The organism is Terriglobus sp. RCC_193, from assembly GCF_041355105.1.
In the GTDB taxonomy this organism is placed as follows: Bacteria; Acidobacteriota; Terriglobia; order Terriglobales; family Acidobacteriaceae; genus Terriglobus.
This window is the reverse complement of the sequence record NZ_JBFUPK010000002.1, coordinates 1,167,883-1,189,712: the sequence shown is the minus strand read 5'-3', so window position 1 is coordinate 1,189,712 and position 21,830 is coordinate 1,167,883. Positions and strand designations below refer to the sequence as shown.

The following is a 21,830-nucleotide window of genomic DNA, read 5'->3' as shown; positions in this document are numbered from 1 at the left end:
CGCGAGGAACAAGGGGATGAAAACAGCAGGTGCCGTGCCGGGGATTATCCGCTGAGAAACAGACCAGACGCAAGCAAAAAGCAGCTGGATGCTTCGCGATGGCGCAACCATGTGCTGTACAAAGGTCCACATCCTGACCCGTAAGCGATTACTTTGCCGCCGCGTTCTGCTGCTTCAACCAGTGGTACAGCGGCGCAAAGTAATCCATCATCGGCCCCGCATCCAGATGATCGCTGCCGGTCATCGTCTTCAGCGTCTGCTGCCACGGCTGCGACTGCCCCGCCATTAACATCGTGTTCAACTTGTCGCCCGCCGCCTTCGATCCATAGAACGAACAGCGATTCAGCGGCCCTTTGTAACCGCTGGCATCGCACATCGCCTTGTAGAACTGGAACTGATAAATCCGTGCCAGGAAGTAACGCACATACGGCACGTTCGCCGGCACATGCATCTTCGCACCCGGATCGAAATCTGCTTCGCTGCGTTCCACCGGCGGCGCCACGCCCTGATACTTTTCGCGCAACTGCCACCATGCCTTGTTGTAATCCGCAGGCTTGATCTCGCCGCTGAACACCTGCCAACGCCACGTATCCAGCGCCAGCGCAAACGGCAGGAACGCAATCTTATCCAGCGCCGTGCGAAGCTGCAGCGGAATGTCCGCTTCCGCAGGCGGCTCGCTGTCCGTCAAGCCAATCTGTTTCAGGTACGCAGGCGTAATGCTCAAAGCAATGGCATCACCAATGGCCTCATGGAAGCCATCATTCGCCCCATTGCGGAAGATCATCGGTTGCTGGTTATACGCACGGCCGTAGAAGTTATGACCCAGTTCGTGATGCACCGTGGTGAAGTAATCGTCATTCACCTCGATGCACATCTTCACGCGCAGATCATCCACCTGGTCCACGTCCCACGCGCTGGCATGACACACCACATCACGATCCCGCGGATGCACAAACTGCGACCGCTCCCAGAATGTCTTCGGCAGCGGCTGAAAGCCAAGTGAAGTAAAGAAGCTCTCGCCATACTTCACCATCGCCTTCGCTGCAGCCAACTGTCCGGAATAGTACTCATCCGAGTTTGCAGTCATGCATGCTTCCGGTAGAACTCCTGATACATACCCCTGCTTCTTGGTCCTAATGCATGTAAAGACGGCCGCCGCATCCTTATTTTTGTCCGCAATCGCCCATTGCAGTTTGTCCTCAAGATTCACCGGCCTGTACTGCGACAGCTTAGGATCAGCAGGCGCAACAACGTCATAGATATTGCCCCACTCCTGCGCCCACGTATTCCCCAGCAACTGCGCGGGAATCATGCCGTCCTTACGATCCGCCGCAGCACCATACTTCGCAATCAACCGATGACGCACATACGTATGCAACTCGCGATACAGCGGTTCCAACTGCGCCCACGCACGATTCACCTCTGCAGAGAACTGCGCAGGAGTCATGTCATAGCCCGCGCGCCACAGATCGCCCGTGTCCTTGTATCCCTGCTCCTTCGCGCCAATGTTCTGCAGCTCCACGAAGCGCTGGTAATCCTTGCGCATGGGCGCACCCACACTGTGCCAACCCACCCACACTTTCGTCAGTTCATTCGCATCGCGAGTCTTCGCCATGAACGTATCCACGTCGTCCACGCTCATGCACTTGCCCGCGGCATCGCAGTATGTGCCCTTGCCATATGCGCCGGTCAACGAAGCTGCCAGCTTCGTCTCTTCCGCCAATAACTTCGGATCATGCGGCGCAGCAGGCGCACCCACCTGCAACAACATCATCTGCCGACGCATCTCAGCAGGCAGTGTCAGCTTGTCAAAGCGATGGCTCTCTGCAATCAGATCCAACGACAGCTTCGACGACTGCTCATTCAGCAGCGCCGTCGTCGCTTCACTGTCTTCATTGATGTACGTCTCCGCCAGCCACTCCGCATGACTGCCATCCGTTGCAGCCTTCAACAACGCAGCATTCGCGCGATCCAGAAACGCCTTCGCCTCTGCAACAGTGGGCGGTGCGGTGGAAGGCTTCTGAGCAACAGCGGAGACAGCAAGCGAACAGGCAAGAACAACGGCGGAAATACGCATGCCCGGAGTCTACACAAAGATTCCTCTGGCAACGACAAAGGCCCGGCAACTTTCACCGGGCCTATTTCCCAAGGGGAGGAGTTACGCCTTTGCTCTGTGAAACCGCTTGGAGGAGACGGTCAGAGACAGGCGGTGAAAGCAAAATCCTGCGACTATACCTCGGCCTTACCGGAGAAAGTAGCCACAGCACACGGAATCATCATCATGGAGATAAACGCGAAGGCAACAATCAGATCATGCATAACGTTTCTCACTTCCTGAGAGGAACTGCCCTCTCTGACAAGATAAGAATCGCGCCGAACAAACATCATCACCATTCACCAAAAGCTACCTGCAGGAATCCTCTGTGGCATATGTCATAACACGCCGCAAACACAGCGATACCACCTACGGGTGAGGGCTATCATCAGTAAGCACATGGGCAGCACACTGCTGCGCCGCGATCTCCCCGAACGAGGCCCTCATTGCGATCTCTTCTTCTGGCCTGCGCTCTGCTGGCAACGTGCCTGTTGTCGCACGCACAAACCATCGACAGTGATCACGATGGCTTGCCCGACGCATTGGAAACAGCACTTCTCCAGCAATTCGCACCAACGTTAATGGTCAGCACCAGCGACTGCTCCGCACTCCCCGCACGCTTCATGCCCGGCATCGCAATTCCCACCCCGGAAGCCGATAACGGCACTCTCTACGGGCAGGCCACACCACGCCGCGTAAACGGTCAGAACGCCATCGAGCTGCACTTCTACCATCTGTGGCGCAGAGATTGTGGCCGCCTGGGTCACACACTGGATACCGAACATGTAGCGGCTCTATTGCTTCCCGAAGGCAAACAGCACGATGATCCGAAGATGTGGAAAGCGAAGTTCTGGTACGCGGCAGCACACGAGGACACAGTCTGCGACGCCAGTCAGATCACCCGCGCCTCCACCCTGCACGCGGAACACGACGGCACCATGATCTGGGTTTCCGACGGCAAACACGCATCGTTCCTCAACGCCGAGCTCTGCAATCACGGCTGTGGCGGCGATATCTGCCGAAACAGCTACGCAGCACCACGTCTGCCTGTGGTGAATCTTGGCGAACCCGGCGCAGTGATGAACGGCGCCAGATGGATGACTTCGACACAATGGCCGCTCATGGACAAGGTAAGTCGAAGTGACTTCACCGAAGCACGACTGAACCGCCTGTCGCGATTACCCACAACGGACGTGGCGTGGGCCACCCCCGAGAAGCGTCCCGCGCAGGGAGCCATTCTGGGCGGCAATGCCGCCATCGACGGCGCACTCACAGGCGTGCGTTCCACAGACACGGCCATCGCCATCGCGGGAAACCACACTGGCGGCGCACTCGGCACAGCAACCCAGGCAACCGGCCATGCACTGTCGCGCTCGTTTCACGCCGTAGGCAGAGCACTCGGCGCAACTCCGGATCCCAACACATCAGAAACCACGAAGTCTACGGGCAAGTAAGCCAGACACGAAGAACTACGCAGAGCAACACCAGATCGTCACGCCACAGTCGAGGAGCACCATGAGTACGGATACCGCGGGATTCTACGATGATCTGGCAGAACACTATCATTTGATCTTTGAGGATTGGGATCGCTCGATTCAACGACAGGCGGCTACGCTCGGGCCGTTGCTCGAAAACAGGCTGACTCCAGGCCCTCTCAAGATACTCGACTGTGCCTGCGGGATCGGAACACAAGCCATCGGGATTGCCCAACGCGGTCATACGGTGGTTGCCACTGATCTAAGCAAAGCGGCAGTAAGGCGAGCAGCCCGTGAAGCGCGCAAATTAGGCGTGGATATCAAATTCCATGTGGCCGACATGCGAGATCTTTTCGCTCTGCCCAGGTCAGAGTTCGACGCGGTACTGGTTGGGGATAATGCTCTGCCTCACCTGTTGTCCGATGAGGATTTGAGCCAGGCGCTGGAGAATATCTCCATGCGACTAAAACCTGGAGGCGTTCTGCTCGCCACGGTTCGCGACTATGACAGCCTGCTATCCACCCGTCCATCCTTTCAAGGTCCCACTTTTTATTCAGAGAATGAGACCCGGCGCATTGTTCATCAGGTGTGGGACTGGGATGGGAACCAATACGACGTTCATCTCTACCTCACCTGGAAATCAGCCTCACTCTGGACAAGCAGGCATTATGCGTCTCGATATCGCGCCATAACGCGTGCCGAGCTTACGCAGGCTCTTGGATCCCACGGCTTCAAAGAAATCGAATGGCTGATGCCAGAAGCGACAACGTTCTATCAACCGATTGTGCTCGCCCGCAAACAAGACAACTCTGCGGTCGAATCTACCTGATATGGGCGGGCCTTCTCATGGAAGGGAGCGATACAGGATTAGAGCAGGGGCTTCAGATCCCTGAAACAACGAGAAGAAAGCAAGGGCTTCAGCCCCGGCCATATCGTGCAGGAACCGCTATCCTAAACGAATGAGCGAGACTCCATTCCGCCTGCGCCAGTGTGGCCCGGGCGATGAACCGATGCTGTCGCTGGTAGGCGGCGCCAGCTTTCTTGAGGCCTTTGCCGACGTGCTGGATGCGGACGACATCCTTGCCCACTTCCACAAAAACCATTCGCCGGAGATGTATGCGAAGTACATGGCCATGCCCACCGGCCGCGTCGCCGTCGCAGAAGTTCCACCGGGCAATGTCCCCGTGGGTTACATCATCTGCTGCGAACCAGACTTCCCCATCGAAACACTTCCCACCGACTATGAACTGCGCCGCATCTACCTGCTGCACCGCTTCCAGGGACTTGGCATCGGCAAAGCGCTGATGGATCGCGCCATCGACTACACCCGCGAACTCGGTCGCAAACGCCTGATCCTTGGCGTCTACGGCAAGAACCACGCCGCCATCCGCTTCTATGAAAAGGCTGGCTTCACCCAGATCGGCGAACGCTTCTTCACCGTAGGCAGCACCACCCATCACGACGCCGTCATGGCACGCGAAGTTTAAATCGATACCTCTTTGTGTAGTTAGGTAAGTTACCTAACTACACAAAGACGAGATTCAGCTATACCGCAAAGCTTCAATGGGATGCACTTTTTCCGCGCGCCACGCCGGAACCCAGCACGCCAGCAGCCCCACTCCTAAAAACAACAGCCCCACAACGAGCAGGGTGACAGGATCGGTCGGTCGTACTTCATACAGAAACGCGCTCAACACCTGCGATGAGATCAGCGCCAGGACGACGCCAAAAAACACGCCGCCTCCAATCACCCGAATGCCTTCATTGAAAATGAGTCGACGAAGATCGCTCTGCTGCGCTCCCACCGCAGCGCGAATCGCCAGTTCCCGACGCCGCGAAATCACCGACAGCGAAAGCACACCGTAAATTCCCACCAGCGTCAGCACGCTTCCAATAATCGAAAAACCCACCAGCAGACGCATAACGAAGGTGCGTGATGCAAGTGAGTCGTCGCGAATCTGTTCCAACGTCTTCACATTCTCAATCGCGGCAGAAGGGTCCACACTGCGCACTTCCCGCTCCACTCCGGCAACAATGGTGCTCGGATCCGCCGCTATTCGAATCACAAGATGTTTTGAGAAAGGCCCCGCCTGCCAGAACGACAGGTACACCTCCGGCAAGGCCTGGCGGGTCAGGTCGTCGGTGCGCCCATCGGCAATCTCTCCAACGATCTCCATCCCCGGCTTGTCGCGCCCGTTCAACCATATCTTTCTTCCGATGACAGGCTGGCCCGAAAAGAAGCGACCGGCAAATGCCTTGTTCACCACCGCCACCCGCGGTACTTTCTCATCATCGGTCGAGCGAAATGCGCGGCCGTTCAGCAGAGCCAGCCCCATCAGCTTGAAATAGTCAGGCGTAACCGAACGAAGCGGCAAAGCGATCTTGTCGCTTTCCTTGATCGCGGGCGGCTGCCCTTCAATCTCCACCGTGGCGGGCCAGTTGTTCCCGGTCAACGGCACTCCCCACGCAAACGCTGCATATTGCACACCGGGAATTGCGGCCACGCGTTCCAGTGCGCGGTGATGGAAATCATTCCATACGGCCTGGTCCTGATTCTGCACCTCGGTCACACTCATCGTAAGGATCTTGCTGGTGTCGTATCCCGACGGTGCCGCCGCGATCTTCGCCATCGTCCGGATCAGCAGACCTGCTCCCACCAGCAGCGCCAGGGTCAACGACGTCTGCAGTACCACCACTGCGCGCAGCAACCGTCTCTCTCCAACGCCTGCCGTCCCTTTCGCTCCGCCGTCCTTCAGCACCTCCATCGGGTCCAGCCGCAGCACGCGAAGCGCCGGAATGGTTCCAGCGATAAAGGCCGCAAGCACGGCAGCGGCAAATCCCCATCCCAGCACCGCCGTATGCGCCGTCACTGCATCCAGCCGAGGCACGGCGTGGATCGCAATCAGCTTGAACAAAGTCACCGCCCCAAAGGCTAACCCGACGCCAAGTGTGCCACCCGTCAAGGCCAGCAGCAGGCTCTCCGTCATGATCAGTCGCAACAACGCGCCGCGCCCCATCCCCATCGCAATGCGAATGGCATATTCCTGCTGGCGCTGCAAACCACGCACCAGTAACAGAGCCGACACGTTTCCACAGGCGATCAGCAGCACAAGTGCCGCGGCTCCCAGCAGAGGCAGCAGAATCTTCTGTCCCTCCTGGTTCATCTCCGCAGACACGGTTTGGAGTTGCGGCGTGAACCCTTCAAACGTCTTCTCGGAACCCGCCTGCTGCGCCGTCAACACCGTCAGTTCCTGTTGCGCCTTCTGCACGGTCACGCCATCGCGTACCCGCGCCACCACATTCCAGTCCGGAGACTTCATCTCCTTCAGATCAGGTGCGACCGGTATCCAAAGATCGACCGTCGCATTGACATCGTAGTTCGGTTCCTTCGAAGCTCCCGGCGCAGGCAGGAAGCGCACGCCGGGTTCCATAATGCCGACGACAGTCACTGGAGAGCTCCAGCGACTGATGCGGATCGTCTTGCCCAGCATCTGCGGATCACCACCCAGCACACGCTGCCAGAACTCATATCCCAGCACCACCGACTTCACCGGACCCGACCCGTACTCCGAGTCTTCAAAAAGCCGCCCGGTAACCGTCTTCACACCCATCAGTCGTAAATATTCCCTGCTGATCTTCATCCCCTGCATCGACTGACTGCCGTCGTTGCGAATCAGAAAATTGAAGGTCCATGTGTATCCCGCGACGCCCTGCAGGGTCGTTGCATTCTTGTCCCAGTCCATCCACTGCTGCGCCGCCCAGCCCCTTGTGCTGTCCATCTTGTGACCGTCGGTGCGCACGGCCGAAACCAGCACCAACTGGTCGGGCTTCTGATAGGGTGGTGGCGTCAACAGCACACCTTGAATCAAGCTGAAAACAGCCGAGGTGGCGCCTATCCCCAGTGCAAGCGTGATCGCCGCAAGTGCCGTGAAACCCGGCGACTTTCGCATCATGCGCAGAGCGAAGATGCAGTTCTGCAGAATGGTCTCCATAACGTGCAACCCTTTCTCTGAGTGATAGCTCTCACGGATCGCTTCAACCGGGCCAAATTTAATCCTTGCCGCACGGTGAGCTTCCGCGGTGGTCATGCCTGCCCGGATGTTGTCGGCCGTCTCCAGTGCAATGTGCTGCTCTATCTCCTCACGCAGCCGCTGTTGGCCGCTGCGACCAGATACAACATTCCACGCACGCAACCATAGCCGCCGCAACGCTCTCATCCCAGTTCCTCCGCCTTCGCTGTGAGAAACCGCGCCATGATCTCAGTCGTCTGCTGCCAATCCCGAACCTCGCTCTGCAATTGGCGGCTTCCTACTTTTGTCAGCCGATAATAGCGAGCCCGTCGGTTGTTCTCCGACGCACCCCAATCCGAGTCAATCGAACCTTCATGCTCCAGCTTCAGCAGCAGCGGATAGAGCGTCCCCTGATTGACCGACAGCAGATCGCCACTGATCTGTTCAATGCGGCGCGCAATGCCATAGCCGTGCAAAGGGCCAAGCACGTCCAGCGTCTTCAACACCATCAGAGCCAACGTGCCCTGCTTTACATCGGTCTTCTGCGCCATCTGCCCCATCCTGTAGGTAACCAACAGAAACGTACCACGCTTTCCTTTTGGAAAGCAACAGGAACCGCAAAACATCGACTGAAGAAATGAAAACATCGGATTTAAGAGATGGTTCCACGACGAGAAACACGTCTTTGCATCCTCGAACGCCTTACCTCTCAGCCAGCCAATCGAATCACCTGAGTCAGTGGCGCGAGCATCCCCACAAATCGACTTCACTGCAAAAACAAAAGACACATGGCAAGCCATGTGTCTTTGTCGTTCTGACTACAGAATGCTGTGTCTTACCACTGACCCCATGCGCGCGAGACATAGTCCAGCAGGCTCATGAACACAAGGACCAGGAAGGTGAAGAACCCTGCCGCCACCGTCAGCTTCACCAGCCGCGAGCTGTACTTCACATGCATGAAGAACAGCACCACGAAGACGGCCTTGGTCACGGCAATGCCAATAGCAATCGGCGCGTTGAAATGTCCCAGGTTCACCATGGAAGCACCAACGGTCAGCAGCGTGCCCACCATCAGCACGCCAAAGATCATGCCGTAGACCGCCGGGCTCACAATGTGGTGAGCAACGTGTTCCGGGTTCGTAATGTTCGCCGGATCGTGCACATCCAGGTTGTCGTGGTGTGCGTCGACGGGCGTCAGGTTGTGCGATGTTGCCTGGTGGTCGCTCATGCGCTTCCTTTTACTGCGATCTCTTCGATGTTACTGGGCAGACATACCGTCTGCCCTTTGTTGCATTATTTGCCCGAACTCAATGTCGATTGATCAGGTAGAGGAACGGGAACAGGAAGATCCAGACAATATCGACAAAGTGCCAATAAAGGCCGAAGTTCTCAATCGGTTGGACATATCCCGTGGTGTACAAGCCGGTGCGCGCCTTCCACAGCAAGACAAACAGGATGGCGATACCAATGATCATGTGCAGCGCGTGAACGCCCGTCATGGCGAAGTACAGCGAGAAGTAAATCTGCGTCTTGTTCGCCATGTCCACGGTCAGCGGCTTTTCCAGGCTGTCCTTGGGCGGGTTCACAAAGTCCTTGATGTCGAACGATGCTCCCGGAACATGGTGTTCTACGAACTTGTCGTGATACTCCACCGTCTTAATGCCAAGAAAAACAAAACCGAGGACAATGGTGGCAATCAGCGAAATCTGCAGATACTTCTTGTTGCGGATCTCTGCCGACCACACACCCATCGCCATCGTGAACGAAGAAGAGATCAGCACAATCGTGTTGATCAGGCCCAGCGGCATGTTCAACGAGTTCGAAGCCGACACAAAGGCCTCGTAATACCAGTTGCGATACAGCAGGTACGCGAAGAACAGCCCGCCGAAGAACATGATTTCCGTCAGCAGGAACAGCCACATGCCGAAGCTGGCAGCTTCACGCTGCTGTTCCGCCGTCTCGAAGTGGTGCTTCTGGTAGAACGGGTGCTCATGCACGTCATGCGACGGATGGATCTCCGGCTCCGGCGGATGCGTAATGGTCGAAGCGATCGACATCGAATACCCTCTCGTACTGCGTAAATCTTATGTTGCCCGGGCTGGGTTCTTCGCCGCAGCCCGGTGAATCAAATTCCGTTAGCCAACGTGCTGCAGTTCGCGTTCCTGCTTCTTTGCCAGCCACTCGTAGTCGTAGGCTTCCTGCGTCACAATCGGCGTCTCGGTAAAGTTTTCCGTCAGCGGCGGCGACTGGATCTGCCACTCCAGGCCCGTTGCCTGCCAGGGGTTCGAACCCGCGATAGCGCCATACTTCAGCGACCACGCCAGGTAGAACAGCGGCAGCATATAACCAACACCCAGAACCGTAGCGCCAGCCGTCGAGAGTACATTCAGCACCTGGTACTCAGGCGGATACGCAGCATAGCGGCGCGGCATACCCAGGTAGCCCACCACAAACTGCGGGAAGAACGTCAGGATGAACCCGATGAACGTCACCACAGCGGCGAACTTCGACACACCTTCCGGATACATGCGGCCGGTCATCTTAGGCCACCAGAAGTGGATCCCCGCGAGGAACGCCATCAACATGCCGCCCACCATCACGAAGTGGAAGTGCGCCACCACGAAGTAGGTCTCCGTCAGCATCACGTCCATACCCAGCGAGCCAAGGAACACGCCCGTCAGGCCACCGATGGTGAACAGGCCGATGAAGCCGAACACATACAGCATGGGGGTCTCAAACGTGATGGAGCCCTTCTGCATGGTGAATGCCCAGTTGAAAATTTTGATGGCCGAAGGAACCGCCACCAGCATGGTCAGCAGTGAGAAGACCAGAGCCGAGTAGTTCGATACGCCCATGATGAACATGTGGTGCGCCCACACAAAGAAGCCGAACACCGCAATCGCCACAGAAGAGAACGCCACAGCCGTGTAGCCGAAGACGCGCTTGCGGGTGAAGGTGGAGACCACTTCCGAGATCACGCCGAAGCCGGGCAGAATCATGATGTACACGGCAGGGTGCGAGTAGAACCAGAACAGATGCTGGAACAGCAGCGGATCGCCACCCTTGGTCGGGTCGAACACGCCGATACCGATCGTGCGCTCCAGAGCCACAAGGACAATCGCAATCGCCAGAACCGGCGTGCCCAGAACCATCAGCACCGAAGCTGCATAGTTCGACCACACGAACAGCGGCAGCCGGAACCACGTCATGCCCGGCGCGCGCATACGGTGCACGGTCACGATGAAGTTCAGTCCCGTAAAGATCGAAGAGAAGCCCGCGATGAAGATGCCGGTCGCCGTCGTCGCCACATGCGTGTTCAGGTAATGCGTGGAGAGCGGCGTGGTGAACGTCCAGCCCGTATCCACACCACCCAGCACCAGCGTGGTGATCACGAAGATGCCGGCGGCCATATACAGGTACCAGCTCAGCAGGTTGATCTTCGGGAAGGCAAGATCCTTCGCACCGATCATGATCGGCAGGAAGAAGTTACCCAATGTGGCAGGCACCGACGGCACCAGGAACAGGAAGATCATCACAATGCCGTGCATCGTGAACATCTTGTTGTAGGTGTCAGCGGCCATCAGGTCGCCGGCCGGGGTCAGCAGTTCCAGGCGGACCATGCCTGCAAAGAAACCGCCGATGAAGAAGAAGAACGTGATGCTGAACATGTACAGCAGCGCGATCCGCTTGTGATCTGCGGTCAGCAGCCAGCTCAGCAGGCCGTGCTCTGCGTTGATGTAGTTCTTCTTCGGCAGCGTGGCCGTGCTCTGATCAGGGAGCGAGACGATGGTACTCATTGCGTCACCTTCTGCGAGGCCGCGGGTGTGATGGGCGCCGCGTCATCGGACTTGGACGTGTCCAGCGTCTGCTGCACACGATAGTTGGTCTTCAAGCTCTTGATGTATTCCACCAGGTCGATCAGGCCTTCTTCGCTGATCTGCCCCTGGTATGTCGGCATGATCGGCTTGTAACCGTAGGGAACGTGCTGTGAAGGATTCAGGATCACGTCGCGGAGGAAGCCATCCGTGGCCACCTGCTCCGTGCCGTCATCCATCTTGATTTTAGACCCGTAGATACCAGCCAGATTGGGGCCGGAAGCCGTTGCATTGCCGGAGTGGCAGGAGATGCAGCCCAGCGAAGCAAAAAGGCGCTCGCCGTTCTGTGCCAGGCTCATGCCGCTGGTCGACTCTTCCGTCCACTTCTGATAGTCCGCCGGATCCATCACCGTGATCTCGCCCACCATGCCGGAATGCAGCGTACCGCAGTACTGCGTGCAGAACAGGTGGTACGTTCCCGGCTTGGTCGCATTGAACCATACCGTGGTGTAACGGCCCGGGATCACTTCGCGCTTCACCCGGAAGGCCGGGATCGAGTACGAGTGGAACACGTCCTGCGAAATCATGGTCAGCTGCACCGGACGTCCCATAGGAACATGCAGTGCGTTGATCTCGTGCTGGCCGCCTGGATGCTCGGCCTTCCACATCCACTGCTTACCCACCACGTAGACCTGCATGGCATCAGCCGGTGGGTTGTAGATGCGGAAATAAAGCCATGCGCCCCACACGAAGACAAACAGGAAGATGCCCAGCGGGATGATGGTCCACGTGGCTTCCAGCAGTGTGGACCCTTCGATCTGCACCGCCTCCGGATGACGCTCCTTGCGGTAGCGGATGGCAAAAAATAGTACAAGCGCGCCCACCAGGATCACGCCCACCACTGTCATCAGCCAAAGGAAGATGTAGAGCGCGTCCGCCCAGGGCGCAATTGTGGAGGCCTGGTCGGGCCAAAGCGCCGAGCTGGTGAGCCATTTGGTTAGGAACTGCCAAAGCACTGGACTGATCTGCATCGTTGGCCTTTATCTCTTCCTGTCCGTTCTCTCGTTCGGGTCCTGCGGTCTCATTCCGCAAAGTTCAATACGCTGGTGCGCCGGTCGTTACGTCCGGTCGTCCTTGCGGGTCAAAGCATTCTCGCGGCCAAGCTTCAGGTCGCGGCGAAACATCAAAAACATAAATCCGCCCAGCCCCGCCACGGTAATCATGCCGCCAAGCTGGACAACGCGGGCGACGATCAGACTGTGCTTGTTGCGGTGCGGATCGTAGTGGTAGCAATACGTCAAAATGTTGGCGACCGGCGATCCGATCTTGTGATCCGACGCCTCCACCAGCCCCAGAAGAAGATCCTTCGGGGCATACTCAACGCCGAGGTAGTACTGCGCAATCTTCGCCTCGGGCGTCAGAATCTGGATTGCGCTGGCATGGGCAAACTGGATGGTCTTGCCGTCCGGGCTGGGAATCTTCACATAACCAAAACCCACAGCCTTCGTCACAGCGTCGATCGAAGCCTGGTTGCCCGTCAGGAAGTGCCAGCCACCCTCGGTACCGGGACGCGCATACCGCTTGGTGTAGAGCTTCTTTTCCTTCAGCGCGTCAGCCGCCGTATCGGTCGGATCGATGCTGACCACCAGGACATTGAAGTCCTTGGCTGGATCAAGATGAACCATCGCCAGGCCCTGCACCAGACCGTTCAACTCCTCGGAGCACAGCATGGGGCACTTGAAGTACACCAGTGCCAGAACAGCAGGCTTGCCGTTGCCAAAGTAATCGGCGGTATTCACCGGCTTCCCTGTCTCATCCACAAAGGGAACGGACGGCAGGGTCACATTCAGATGCTGATCAATGGAAGCGCCCTTCAGCACCGTGGGAAGTTCGCTGCCGTACTGATCGCCGGTCTGCTTATCCCCAATGGCTGCAACCTGGGCGGAAACAGCCGCAGGCAACAGGCCGAACAACAGCGCGAGCACACCCAACAGGCCAGCCGTACGCTTTCTCCGGATTGTCTTTTGCAGCTTCATTTCCTTCTCCATCAACTGACTTCTTTACTTCTTGGCTTCCTGTGCTTCTTTTTCCACGGCCATCTTCTGCTCGCGGCTTTCGATCTGCTCCAGCTCATAGCCGGTGCGCGCAAATCCGTTGGTCAGCGGAGCAACAGTCTGGAACTGTTTATCGCCAGCCATCTTCGTCTGCACTGCGGAAGCCGGAGTTGCCGCCGTTGGAAGACCACGCTTCACCACCAGGGCCATCGCCTGTTCCACCGGAATGTGGATGGTCCCTTCCGGGCCCTCCGACGGATCGGCGTAGGTGTAGTGCTCCAGCAGCAGATCCTCACGGGCATGCATGTCCGCGGTCTCCTGGTCATCGTCGTCCACCGGAATACGGGGCGAAGGGAAGCTCTGTGCGATGCGTGCTGCATCCGCCTGCTCCTGCTCCGGATTGTTCGCCAGGCTGGCGCCACGATGCTGGATCGCCTGAGGGCTGCCGCCCGCATAAGGCGACTTCGACGCATCCTGGATGTCCTGCTTCAGAAGACCATAGTTGATGGCTTTACCCATCACGTAGCACAGGCCGAAGAAGATGATCAGGAAGCCAACCAGGCCACCGATGAAGACAGCCACGCCGTTCGTGTTGACGTCCGACACTTCGTAGCCCGGATGCTCCGGGTCAAACTTCGCCGAAGGATGCGGTTCCGGCTTCGGGAGACCGTGTTCGTCGTGAGAGGTCGAAGGTCCCTTGACGCTCTCGAGGTGATCGCGTTCGTTGAACTCAGTGGGCATGTTCGGGCTCCAGGACCTCCGCGGTGTGCGGATCGTTCAGAACGATCAGCGGCCGCGAGGCGAGGTTCGTGAAGTAGAAGTAGAGCCAGATGCCGCCGATGGCGACCGGCACAGTAATGTACGCGAAGATTCCGGCGCTCAGGTGGAAGTTCCGCGCTGCATCCGGGAAGTTCGGCTCAATCAGCCAGAACAGATCGAAGCAGCGGGCGAACATCATCCACATGGTCAGGCCAATCATCTTGCGATTGTCGTACTTGAAGCTGCGGCTCAGCAGGCAGACGAACGGCACCACCCAGTGGAAGATGAAGTTCAGTGAAGTGAACACCCACCATCCGCCGCCAATGCGGTTCAGGTACCACGGAATCTCTTCCGGCGAGTTAGCCGACCAGATGATCAGGAACTGCGCAAAGCTCAGGTAAATGTTCAGCATCACGAAGCCCAGCATGAACTTACCCAGGTCATACTGTTCCGTCTTGCGCAGCACCGTGGCAAGCGGCTGGAAGTTACTGAGACGAACGATGCTTTGAACGCCCAGCGCCAGTACCGCATAGCCCTGGCCAACCAGGAAGATCAGGCCAAACATCGTGGAGTACCACGTGATGTCCAGCGCCATGACGAAGTCAATGACAACCAGCGTAAGCAGGCCCGAGTACAGCAGGATACCGATACCGGAGAGGTTCTCCGACTTGATGCGCCAGTACTCGAACGATCCCTGCGTGCCACGCTCGGGGTCGGCGTCACGTTGCAGCGACCAACGGTTCAGAAGCGTCGTCCAGATCGCCATGAAGGCCAGGACAACCGCAATTTGAAGAGTCACGCTGGCAGGCGAAAGCATGATGCGCTTCCAGTCCAGCGAGTGCGCCTGACCTTCGGTCAGCAGGCCGCCGTGCACAGCATTCTCCACCGCTTCATGCGTCGGATAAGCAGCCCACAGCCACAGGCGCTTGCCAAACAGGAAGAAGGGCAGGCAGAGTGCAGCAACGACCCACCAGGTAGCCGCCATGGCTTCCAGCGGACGGCGCAGGACCAGGCCCCATTTACCGCCAGAGACATACTGCAGCATCAGCACGCAGAGTCCGCCGCCGCACAGGCCGAAGACCAGCATCCATGCCTGCAGATACGCGCGGGCAACATGGTTGAAGTCGGCAAAGCCCAGGAGTGCGGAGGCGACCAGGCCAACCACCGCGGCGATGAGGCTGCGCGTCTTCCATGCGGAGACCACCGGAGGTGCGCTCAAATCAGCGGGAAGGACGCGTGGTCCGTGATCGGCGTGCAGCGCACTATGGGCTGCGCCGTGATCGCCGGCTCCTTCCGGTGCGTAATGTTCGTGTCCGTGTGCCATTCGTTGCGGCCTTATCCTTCAGGGAACTCGATTACTTGCTTGCTGCCAGAAACGCGACGATGTCGTTCACGTTCTCGTTGGAAAGTTGCGGAAACGCCGGCATCGGCGGTTTCGATGTCGGTGACCCGTTGGCCACCTGCGCGTGAATATGTGCCGCTCCTACGCGGGACACAATGCCCACAAGCGACGGAATCATCGGCGGCATGCCCTGGCGTGTCGGCTGGTGGCACACGCTGCAGTTCGCCATGTAGAGCTTCTGCCCGTTCGCTACATCGCCCGCGGCGGCATGCGGAGCAGCCGCCGACGGAACCGTAGCACTGGCTTCCGTCTTGGCTGCCGCAGCGGTTGCCGCGGTCGGCTTGGCTCCAACTGGCAGGGCAGATGCCAGGGGAGCCGATTTAGGGTTTGCTTCAGATACCTGCGCGGGCTTCGCTGCTTCGGCTGCGGGCTGCGGCATGGGCTGCGGAAGAGGAGTAGCAATCACCTGCGACTTCTGAATCTGGCCAGCCGTCGCCGGCAGGTTCCAATCCTTCACGAAGTTCGCGGACAGGCCTTCTGCCTTCTCCACATCTTCCATCTTTTCAATCTTCGCCCCGCCCGCATCCGCCGTGGTGGCGTGCTGCGAAAGCTGCAGAGCGCGGACGTAAGCCGCGATCGCCCAGCGATCCTCGACCGTAACCTGTCCCTGGTAATCCGGCATCGCGCCATAACCATTTGAGATCACGTTAAAGAAGTGGCCCAGCGGAGCCGAACGCAGGCGCTCCGTGTGCAGATTGCCTGCGGGGAAGAATCCACGCATCACAACCATGCCACGACCATTGCCGGTACGCGAATGGCACGCGGTGCAATAAACGTTGTAACGTTCCTGGCCGCGTTCAATCAATTCCGCGGTCAGCGGTACTGGAAGGCCATCGCCCTCCGCGCCACTGATCAGGCCGGTGCGATAGTAGGAGCCTGCGTCTTCCTGGCCACGTGCCACGGTGCCCTGGACCTGCGGACGCACCGAACGACCGTCCGCATAGAACGATGTTCCGCGCTGCGGGAAGAACTTCGGCTGGTCGTGCATATCCTGACGGCAGCCGGCGAGACCGAGCACACTGGCGCATGCGACAGCCATGGTCGCAAACCGCCGGAACGCTGTTCCCTGTTGCCTGTTCCCTGTTCCCTGCATTACAGATCTACCTCCACCACGCTCACCGCGCGGAACTGCTCCAGGAAATCGCGCGTTTCGCCAAGGTCAAACTTGGGATCCGTCGCCTCCAGGCACAGGAAGAACTTGTCATCCGTCGCGCCAACACGGAAGTTGGGCGCGTTGAACAGCGGATGGTACGGCTGCGGCAGACCGTTCAGGCCCAGCATGCCGAACGCCGCCGAAAGTCCCGCGAACAGAATCGTCCACTCGTAGGCCGGGATAATGAAAGCCGGCCAGGAGAACAGCGGACGTCCCGCGATGTTAATCGGGTACGAGATCGCGGACATCCACGTCTGCATCAGAAAGGCCGTTGTCAGGCCCATCACGCCGCCCATCAGCGTCAGCAGCGGCACACGGTTGCGGTGTACATCCAGCGCTGTGGCAGCTTCTTCCACCGGGTAGGGTGTGTAGCATTCCATGCGGCGGTAGCCCGCGTCGCGTGCGGCAACGGTGGCTTTCACCATCGCCTGCGGCGTATTGAACTCGGCCAGGAGGCCGTAGACTCCCTCTTCGACCGGCATCAGGCAGTCTCCTCAATCGTCTCTTCTGCGTCCAGACCACCTGAGAACTTGGTCTGCGGCAGCATCATCTTGATTTCATTCATCGGGATCATGGGAATGAACCGGACGAACAGCAGGAACAGGGAGGTGAAGATACCGAACGTGCCGAGGTACAGCAGGTAGTCCCACTTGGTTGCGCGGTACGTGCCCCAGCTCGAAGGCAGGAAGTCACGGTAGAGCGAGGTGATAACGATCACAAAGCGCTCGAACCACATACCAATGTTGACCACGATCGACAGCGTGAACAGCCAGGCCACGTTCGTGCGCCACTTGCGCCACCACAGGGTCAGCAACGGAATCGCGATGTTGAACAGGATCAGCAGCCAGTAGCCCCAGCCGATGGGTCCAAACATACGGTTCCACATCATGAAGAATTCCCAGTGGCTGGCGGAGTACCAGGCCATGAAGACTTCCATGCCGTAGCCATACGCAACGATCAGACCGGTTGCCAGCATGACCTTGCCCATGTTGTCCAGGTGACGCAGGGTCACCAGGTCTTCCATGTGGTAGAACTTGCGGATCGGAATGGCCAGGGTCAACACCATGGCGAAACCCGAATACACGGCGCCCGCAACGAAGTAAGGCGGGAAGATCGTGGTGTGCCAGCCCGGCAGCGCTGCGACCGCGAAGTCGAAGCTGATGACGGTGTGTACTGAGAGCACGAGAGGCGTCGACAAACCGGCCAGCAGAAGCGATGCCGTCTCATAGCGCATCCAGTGGCGGGTCGAACCGCGCCAGCCGAGCGAAAGCAGACCGTAGAACCACTTCGCGAAGGGCATCTGCGCCTTGTCGCGCAAGGTTCCGAAATCCGGAATCATGCCGATATACCAGAACACTACCGAGATCGTCGCGTACGTGGACACAGCGAAGACGTCCCAGCACAGCGGCGAACGGAACTGCGGCCAGATGTTCATCGTGTTCGGCAGCGGCAGCAGCCAGTAGCCGAGCCAGGGACGCCCCACGTGCAGTACCGGGAACAATCCGGCGCAGACCACGGCGAAAATCGTCATGGCTTCCGCGAAACGGTTGATCGAGTTACGCCAGCTCTGCTTGAACAGCAGCAGGATGGCCGAGATCAGCGTTCCGGCATGGCCGATACCGATCCACCACACGAAGTTGACAATAGCGAAGCCCCACGCGCCCGGGATGGTGACACCCCAGATACCGGTGCCCTTCAGCACCAGCCACGTGATCGCAATGAGCGCGAGTGAGGCGACACCGCCCGCCACGATCAGGCCGAAGAACCAGCCGAGTGGCGTGTGCGAGGTCAGCACCACATTCGCAATCTTGCGGGTGACACTGGTGAAGTTATGTCCCGGGGCGAGGACCACGTATTCGCCCGTTACCGGGTCGATCATCGGGTCATTCACCGGCTGGCGGTATGGATCGTGAAGAGGTTTGGTCGCCATTACGCCATCTCCAGCTCAGGATTCGGGTTAGACACGCCAGCGGTGTAGCTGGTGCGCGGCCGGTAGTTGAGGTCGGCCAGAACTTGATAGTTCCGCTCCTCAGCCTTGCGCTTCGCTACCCGGCTGCTCTTGTCGTTGATGTTGCCGAAGACGATCGCGTCCGTCGGGCAGGCCTGCTGGCATGCCGTAACGATTTCGCCGTCCTGGATTGCGCGACCTTCCTTGTCCGCCTCGATCTTCACGGCCTGGATACGCTGCACGCAGTACGTGCACTTCTCCATCACACCGCGCGAACGAACGCTGACATCGGGGTTACGCATGAACTTGAGGCTCTCCGTATCGAAATCCGAGTACAGGAGGAAGTTGAACCGGCGCACCTTGTACGGGCAGTTGTTCGAGCAGTAGCGCGTACCCACGCAGCGGTTGTAAACCATCGTGTTCAGGCCTTCCGGCGAGTGCACCGTAGCGCCTACCGGGCAAACCTGTTCGCAACCGGCATTTTCGCAGTGCTGGCACAACATCGGCTGGAAGTGCGCCTTCGGAGCATGCAGATCGCCCTCGAAGTAGGTATCGATGCGGATCCAGTCCATCTTGCGGCCAATCTTCACCTGCTCACGGCCAACAACAGGGTTGTTGTTTTCCGCATAACAGCTCACCACGCAGGCGTTGCAGCCGATGCAGGAGTTCAGGTCGATCGACATACCCCAGGCATTCTGCATCTTGCCGCTGGACTTGTCGGTCTTGTCGTACTTCCAGTCATCCGGGAAGAACGAATCGTCTTTTGCCGGCGTCTCGTAGAGCAGGTTGCCCTCGTGCGCGTAGGCCGGATTCTTCTGAGCTTCCGCCAGCGTGGCAGTGCGGATCACACCGCGCTCCATCGCTTCGTGGCCCGGCTCGGAGATCGCAGCGTTCGCGTCCGTCGGATGCTGCAAATCGCTCTGTGCGAGCTTGCCGCGGTGATCCAGATCATGCACCTGGGTCACGCAGAGGTCATACACGCCCTCGGCCTTCTTCGCCTGCAGCCCCGGCTGCGACCACTGCGCGTTGATCGAACGCAGCTTGTTCGCATCGGAACCCACAAACTGACCCACGCGGCCAAACCAGCGGCCACCGCCAAGGTGAACCGTGATCACGCCATCCGGATGTCCCGGAATCATCAGTACGGGGAAGTTCACCTTCTGGCCGTTGATGTTCAACTCAACCAGGTCGCGTTCTGCCACCTTCAGGGCGTCCATCGTGTTCATGGACATTAGCGCGGCGTTATCCCACGCCATGCGCGTTACCTGCTTCGGAACTTCCTGCAGCCAGCCGTTGTTTGCAAACCGTCCGTCATACACCGAAGGATCGGCCTTGAACGCAATTTCGTAAGCGCCCGTCGCGGCAGCAAGGCCGGAGATGTCCAGCGAAACAGCCTTGCCGGAAACACCCGACTTCGGCTCAAACGCTGTTCCCTCAACCCAACCGTCGTGCAGGGCCTTCTGCCATGCAGTAGCGTCGCCGCTCTTTGCGTAGGTCTTGAAGTTTTCCTGAACCACCTGGTACGAGGTCTTCTGCGGATTATCCAGAACTGCCTGTAGAACATCGTGAGCTGTCTTGCCGCCATACAGCGGATCGATCATCGGCTGCACGATCGAAATCGTACCGTCGTATGCGCGAGCATCCGACCAGCTTTCCAGGTAGTGCGCCGCATTCACATGCCAGTGAGCACGCTGACCCGTCTCATCCAGATGCGAACCGAGGTGCGCAACGAAAGGAACCTTCGATGCTGCATCGCCGAAGCGAAGATCCGCCGGAGCGCTGTAGATCGGATTGACGCCGAGGATCACCACTACGCGAGCCTGTCCGGCATGCATCGCGGCAACCATCGCCTTCAGGTCATCCGCGCCGACAGACGGCAGCGCCTGCACCGTTTCGGTGTAGACCACGGTGGAACCCACTGCGCCAAGCTGCGCATTCAGAGCGTGCGCCGCAGCCTGGATGGCCGGGTGGCTCTGCTCGCCCGCGATCACCACCGCGCGGCTGCCAGCCTTCTTCAGGTCGGCCAGAACAGCCTTAAAGAATTTCTCCGCGTACTCATCGCCCGCGAACGATCCGCCATTCGCCAGCGCCGTCGCAAACTTTGCAACATCGCTCGGCTTCAGGCCCAGACGATGCTCTGCCTTCGCGCCGGTCACGGTTGGCATGCTCTCCACCGTGTACAGGCGGTTCATCACCTTGCCCGACTCGTAGCGATGACGCTCTGCATACGCAGCCGACAGCGGCAGGAAGCCCGGATACGCCGATGAGGACAGGAAGTCCGCATCCAGCGAGAGAATCACGTCCGCATTTTCCAGCTTGTACTGCGCGTCGTAATAGTCGCCCAGTGCAGCCTTCGAAGCGATACGCGCCGAATCGTTATTGACCGGCGACCACTGCACCAGCTTCGCGCTCGGATACTTCGCAACCAGCTGCTTCCACTGCGCCGCCAATGACGGCGAAACGATCGGCTCCGACAGGACATAGATACCCTGACCGCCGCTCATCTGCACAGCCGAACGAAGCGCATCGGAGAATGCTCCGAAGTCCGAGTTCAGCGTCATGCCGCCAACATGCTTCACCACATGCGCGGAACGATCCGGATCATACAGATCCAGCAGCGAAGCCTGCGCAAACAGATCGCTGCGCCCCTTCGATACCGGATGCTCCGGGTTTCCATCCACCTTGATCGGGCGGTACGCCTCGCTCTTCACCAGGACCGGCAGAGCTCCCGTTGGGAAGGGGTAGGCCGTTGCAAAATAGTTCGGCTTCCCAAGGACCAGATCTTCCGGCGCCTTCACGTACGGGAAGATCGGCTCATCCGGCTGCTTGGTGCAACCCGTGGTCGCAGCCAGAGCCAGAGAAGCGCCCATCACCTTCATGAAGCCGCGACGGCTGATACCGTCCGTCAGCTCCGAAGCCTGCTGCGGAAACTCTTCGTGCAGCATCTCGGTGAAGCCCGGCGCATCGGCCAGCTCATCCATGCTCTGCCAGAAGCGCTTGCCACGCTTACCGTCAAGCTTGGCGCGGACCTCCGCCAGCGTCATCTTGGCCGGAGCGATCGAAGTGATCACGGTTGCGCCGGTTGCATTGTTCTCAGCCATACCATTTCCGTTCGGGTT

The 21,830-nt window shown here is 58.7% G+C and carries 17 protein-coding genes; 3 read left to right on the top strand and 14 right to left on the bottom strand.

The window, feature by feature from the left end:
* Positions 1–148 precede the first annotated feature (148 nt).
* On the bottom strand, positions 149–2,077 hold the full coding sequence (locus AB6729_RS13685) for a M2 family metallopeptidase (RefSeq protein ID WP_371082179.1): 1,929 nt from the start codon (positions 2,075–2,077) through the stop codon (positions 149–151).
* Positions 2,078–2,541: 464 nt separating this feature from the next.
* Here AB6729_RS13685 and AB6729_RS13680 point away from each other — a divergent pair, with 464 nt between their 5' ends.
* The 3 genes from AB6729_RS13680 to AB6729_RS13670 all read left to right on the top strand — a co-directional run bounded on the left by AB6729_RS13680 (position 2,542) and on the right by AB6729_RS13670 (position 5,057).
* Positions 2,542–3,549 (top strand): hypothetical protein, encoded by a 1,008-nt coding sequence (locus AB6729_RS13680; RefSeq protein WP_371082178.1) that lies wholly within the window; start codon positions 2,542–2,544, stop codon positions 3,547–3,549.
* Between the two features lie 61 nt (positions 3,550–3,610).
* Positions 3,611–4,399, top strand: a complete 789-nt coding sequence (locus AB6729_RS13675; RefSeq protein WP_371082177.1) for a class I SAM-dependent methyltransferase — start codon at positions 3,611–3,613, stop codon at positions 4,397–4,399.
* A gap of 130 nt (positions 4,400–4,529) precedes the next feature.
* The gene (locus AB6729_RS13670) at positions 4,530–5,057 is read left to right on the top strand and encodes a GNAT family N-acetyltransferase (RefSeq protein ID WP_371082176.1); all 528 of its coding nucleotides are present in this window, start codon (positions 4,530–4,532) and stop codon (positions 5,055–5,057) included.
* A 54-nt stretch (positions 5,058–5,111) separates the two neighbouring features.
* On the opposite strand, the gene AB6729_RS13665 is transcribed toward AB6729_RS13670, so the two are convergent.
* From AB6729_RS13665 to AB6729_RS13605, 13 genes are all read right to left on the bottom strand, one after another.
* Positions 5,112–7,787 carry an ADOP family duplicated permease gene (locus AB6729_RS13665; RefSeq protein WP_371082175.1) on the bottom strand — a complete coding sequence of 892 codons (2,676 nt, stop codon included), beginning with the start codon at positions 7,785–7,787 and terminating at the stop codon, positions 5,112–5,114.
* Positions 7,784–8,131: a PadR family transcriptional regulator gene (locus tag AB6729_RS13660; protein WP_371082174.1), complete on the bottom strand. Its 348-nt coding sequence runs from the start codon at positions 8,129–8,131 to the stop codon at positions 7,784–7,786. The genes AB6729_RS13665 and AB6729_RS13660 overlap by 4 nt, the downstream gene beginning before the upstream one ends.
* A 284-nt stretch (positions 8,132–8,415) precedes the next feature.
* The gene (locus AB6729_RS13655) at positions 8,416–8,808 is read right to left on the bottom strand and encodes a cytochrome C oxidase subunit IV family protein (RefSeq protein WP_371082173.1); all 393 of its coding nucleotides are present in this window, start codon (positions 8,806–8,808) and stop codon (positions 8,416–8,418) included.
* A 79-nt stretch (positions 8,809–8,887) separates the two neighbouring features.
* Positions 8,888–9,637: a cytochrome c oxidase subunit 3 family protein gene (locus tag AB6729_RS13650; protein ID WP_371082172.1), complete on the bottom strand. Its 750-nt coding sequence runs from the start codon at positions 9,635–9,637 to the stop codon at positions 8,888–8,890.
* Between the two features lie 78 nt (positions 9,638–9,715).
* Positions 9,716–11,377 carry a cbb3-type cytochrome c oxidase subunit I gene (locus AB6729_RS13645; protein ID WP_371082171.1) on the bottom strand — a complete coding sequence of 554 codons (1,662 nt, stop codon included), beginning with the start codon at positions 11,375–11,377 and terminating at the stop codon, positions 9,716–9,718.
* Positions 11,374–12,426: a cytochrome c oxidase subunit II gene (coxB, locus tag AB6729_RS13640; RefSeq protein WP_371082170.1), complete on the bottom strand. Its 1,053-nt coding sequence runs from the start codon at positions 12,424–12,426 to the stop codon at positions 11,374–11,376. The genes AB6729_RS13645 and coxB overlap by 4 nt, the downstream gene beginning before the upstream one ends.
* An 87-nt stretch (positions 12,427–12,513) precedes the next feature.
* Positions 12,514–13,431, bottom strand: a complete 918-nt coding sequence (locus tag AB6729_RS13635; protein ID WP_371082169.1) for an SCO family protein — start codon at positions 13,429–13,431, stop codon at positions 12,514–12,516.
* A gap of 24 nt (positions 13,432–13,455) precedes the next feature.
* Positions 13,456–14,190: a hypothetical protein gene (locus tag AB6729_RS13630; RefSeq protein ID WP_371082168.1), complete on the bottom strand. Its 735-nt coding sequence runs from the start codon at positions 14,188–14,190 to the stop codon at positions 13,456–13,458.
* On the bottom strand, positions 14,180–15,532 hold the full coding sequence (locus tag AB6729_RS13625; RefSeq protein ID WP_371082167.1) for a hypothetical protein: 1,353 nt from the start codon (positions 15,530–15,532) through the stop codon (positions 14,180–14,182). Before AB6729_RS13625 ends, AB6729_RS13630 begins: the two co-directional genes overlap by 11 nt.
* Before the next feature lie 31 nt (positions 15,533–15,563).
* Complete coding sequence (locus tag AB6729_RS13620) at positions 15,564–16,649, bottom strand: cytochrome c (protein ID WP_371082166.1); 1,086 nt, start codon at positions 16,647–16,649, stop codon at positions 15,564–15,566.
* 53 nt (positions 16,650–16,702) lie between these two features.
* Positions 16,703–17,245, bottom strand: a complete 543-nt coding sequence (locus tag AB6729_RS13615) for a DUF3341 domain-containing protein (protein ID WP_371082165.1) — start codon at positions 17,243–17,245, stop codon at positions 16,703–16,705.
* Entirely contained in the window at positions 17,245–18,693 is a 1,449-nt protein-coding gene (gene nrfD, locus AB6729_RS13610) for an NrfD/PsrC family molybdoenzyme membrane anchor subunit (RefSeq protein ID WP_371082164.1), read from the bottom strand. The genes AB6729_RS13615 and nrfD overlap by 1 nt, the downstream gene beginning before the upstream one ends.
* Positions 18,693–21,812: a TAT-variant-translocated molybdopterin oxidoreductase gene (locus tag AB6729_RS13605; RefSeq protein ID WP_371082163.1), complete on the bottom strand. Its 3,120-nt coding sequence runs from the start codon at positions 21,810–21,812 to the stop codon at positions 18,693–18,695. Before AB6729_RS13605 ends, nrfD begins: the two co-directional genes overlap by 1 nt.
* Positions 21,813–21,830 lie beyond the last annotated feature (18 nt).

Excerpts from the sequence above, each read along its gene's own strand:
- coxB (WP_371082170.1), bottom strand. The coding sequence starts at position 12,426 with ATGCAGATCAGTCCAGTGCTTTGGCAGTTCCTAACCAAATGGCTCACC.
- AB6729_RS13605 (WP_371082163.1), bottom strand. The coding sequence starts at position 21,812 with ATGGCTGAGAACAATGCAACCGGCGCAACCGTGATCACTTCGATCGCT.
- AB6729_RS13635 (WP_371082169.1), bottom strand. The coding sequence starts at position 13,431 with ATGAAGCTGCAAAAGACAATCCGGAGAAAGCGTACGGCTGGCCTGTTG.
- AB6729_RS13615 (WP_371082165.1), bottom strand. The coding sequence starts at position 17,245 with ATGCCGGTCGAAGAGGGAGTCTACGGCCTCCTGGCCGAGTTCAATACG.
- AB6729_RS13620 (WP_371082166.1), bottom strand. The coding sequence starts at position 16,649 with ATGGCTGTCGCATGCGCCAGTGTGCTCGGTCTCGCCGGCTGCCGTCAG.
- AB6729_RS13645 (WP_371082171.1), bottom strand. The coding sequence starts at position 11,377 with ATGAGTACCATCGTCTCGCTCCCTGATCAGAGCACGGCCACGCTGCCG.
- AB6729_RS13655 (WP_371082173.1), bottom strand. The coding sequence starts at position 8,808 with ATGAGCGACCACCAGGCAACATCGCACAACCTGACGCCCGTCGACGCA.
- AB6729_RS13660 (WP_371082174.1), bottom strand. The coding sequence starts at position 8,131 with ATGGCGCAGAAGACCGATGTAAAGCAGGGCACGTTGGCTCTGATGGTG.
- AB6729_RS13625 (WP_371082167.1), bottom strand. The coding sequence starts at position 15,532 with ATGGCACACGGACACGAACATTACGCACCGGAAGGAGCCGGCGATCAC.
- AB6729_RS13630 (WP_371082168.1), bottom strand. The coding sequence starts at position 14,190 with ATGCCCACTGAGTTCAACGAACGCGATCACCTCGAGAGCGTCAAGGGA.
- nrfD (WP_371082164.1), bottom strand. The coding sequence starts at position 18,693 with ATGGCGACCAAACCTCTTCACGATCCATACCGCCAGCCGGTGAATGAC.
- AB6729_RS13670 (WP_371082176.1), top strand. The coding sequence starts at position 4,530 with ATGAGCGAGACTCCATTCCGCCTGCGCCAGTGTGGCCCGGGCGATGAA.
- AB6729_RS13665 (WP_371082175.1), bottom strand. The coding sequence starts at position 7,787 with ATGAGAGCGTTGCGGCGGCTATGGTTGCGTGCGTGGAATGTTGTATCT.
- AB6729_RS13675 (WP_371082177.1), top strand. The coding sequence starts at position 3,611 with ATGAGTACGGATACCGCGGGATTCTACGATGATCTGGCAGAACACTAT.
- AB6729_RS13650 (WP_371082172.1), bottom strand. The coding sequence starts at position 9,637 with ATGTCGATCGCTTCGACCATTACGCATCCGCCGGAGCCGGAGATCCAT.
- AB6729_RS13685 (WP_371082179.1), bottom strand. The coding sequence starts at position 2,077 with ATGCGTATTTCCGCCGTTGTTCTTGCCTGTTCGCTTGCTGTCTCCGCT.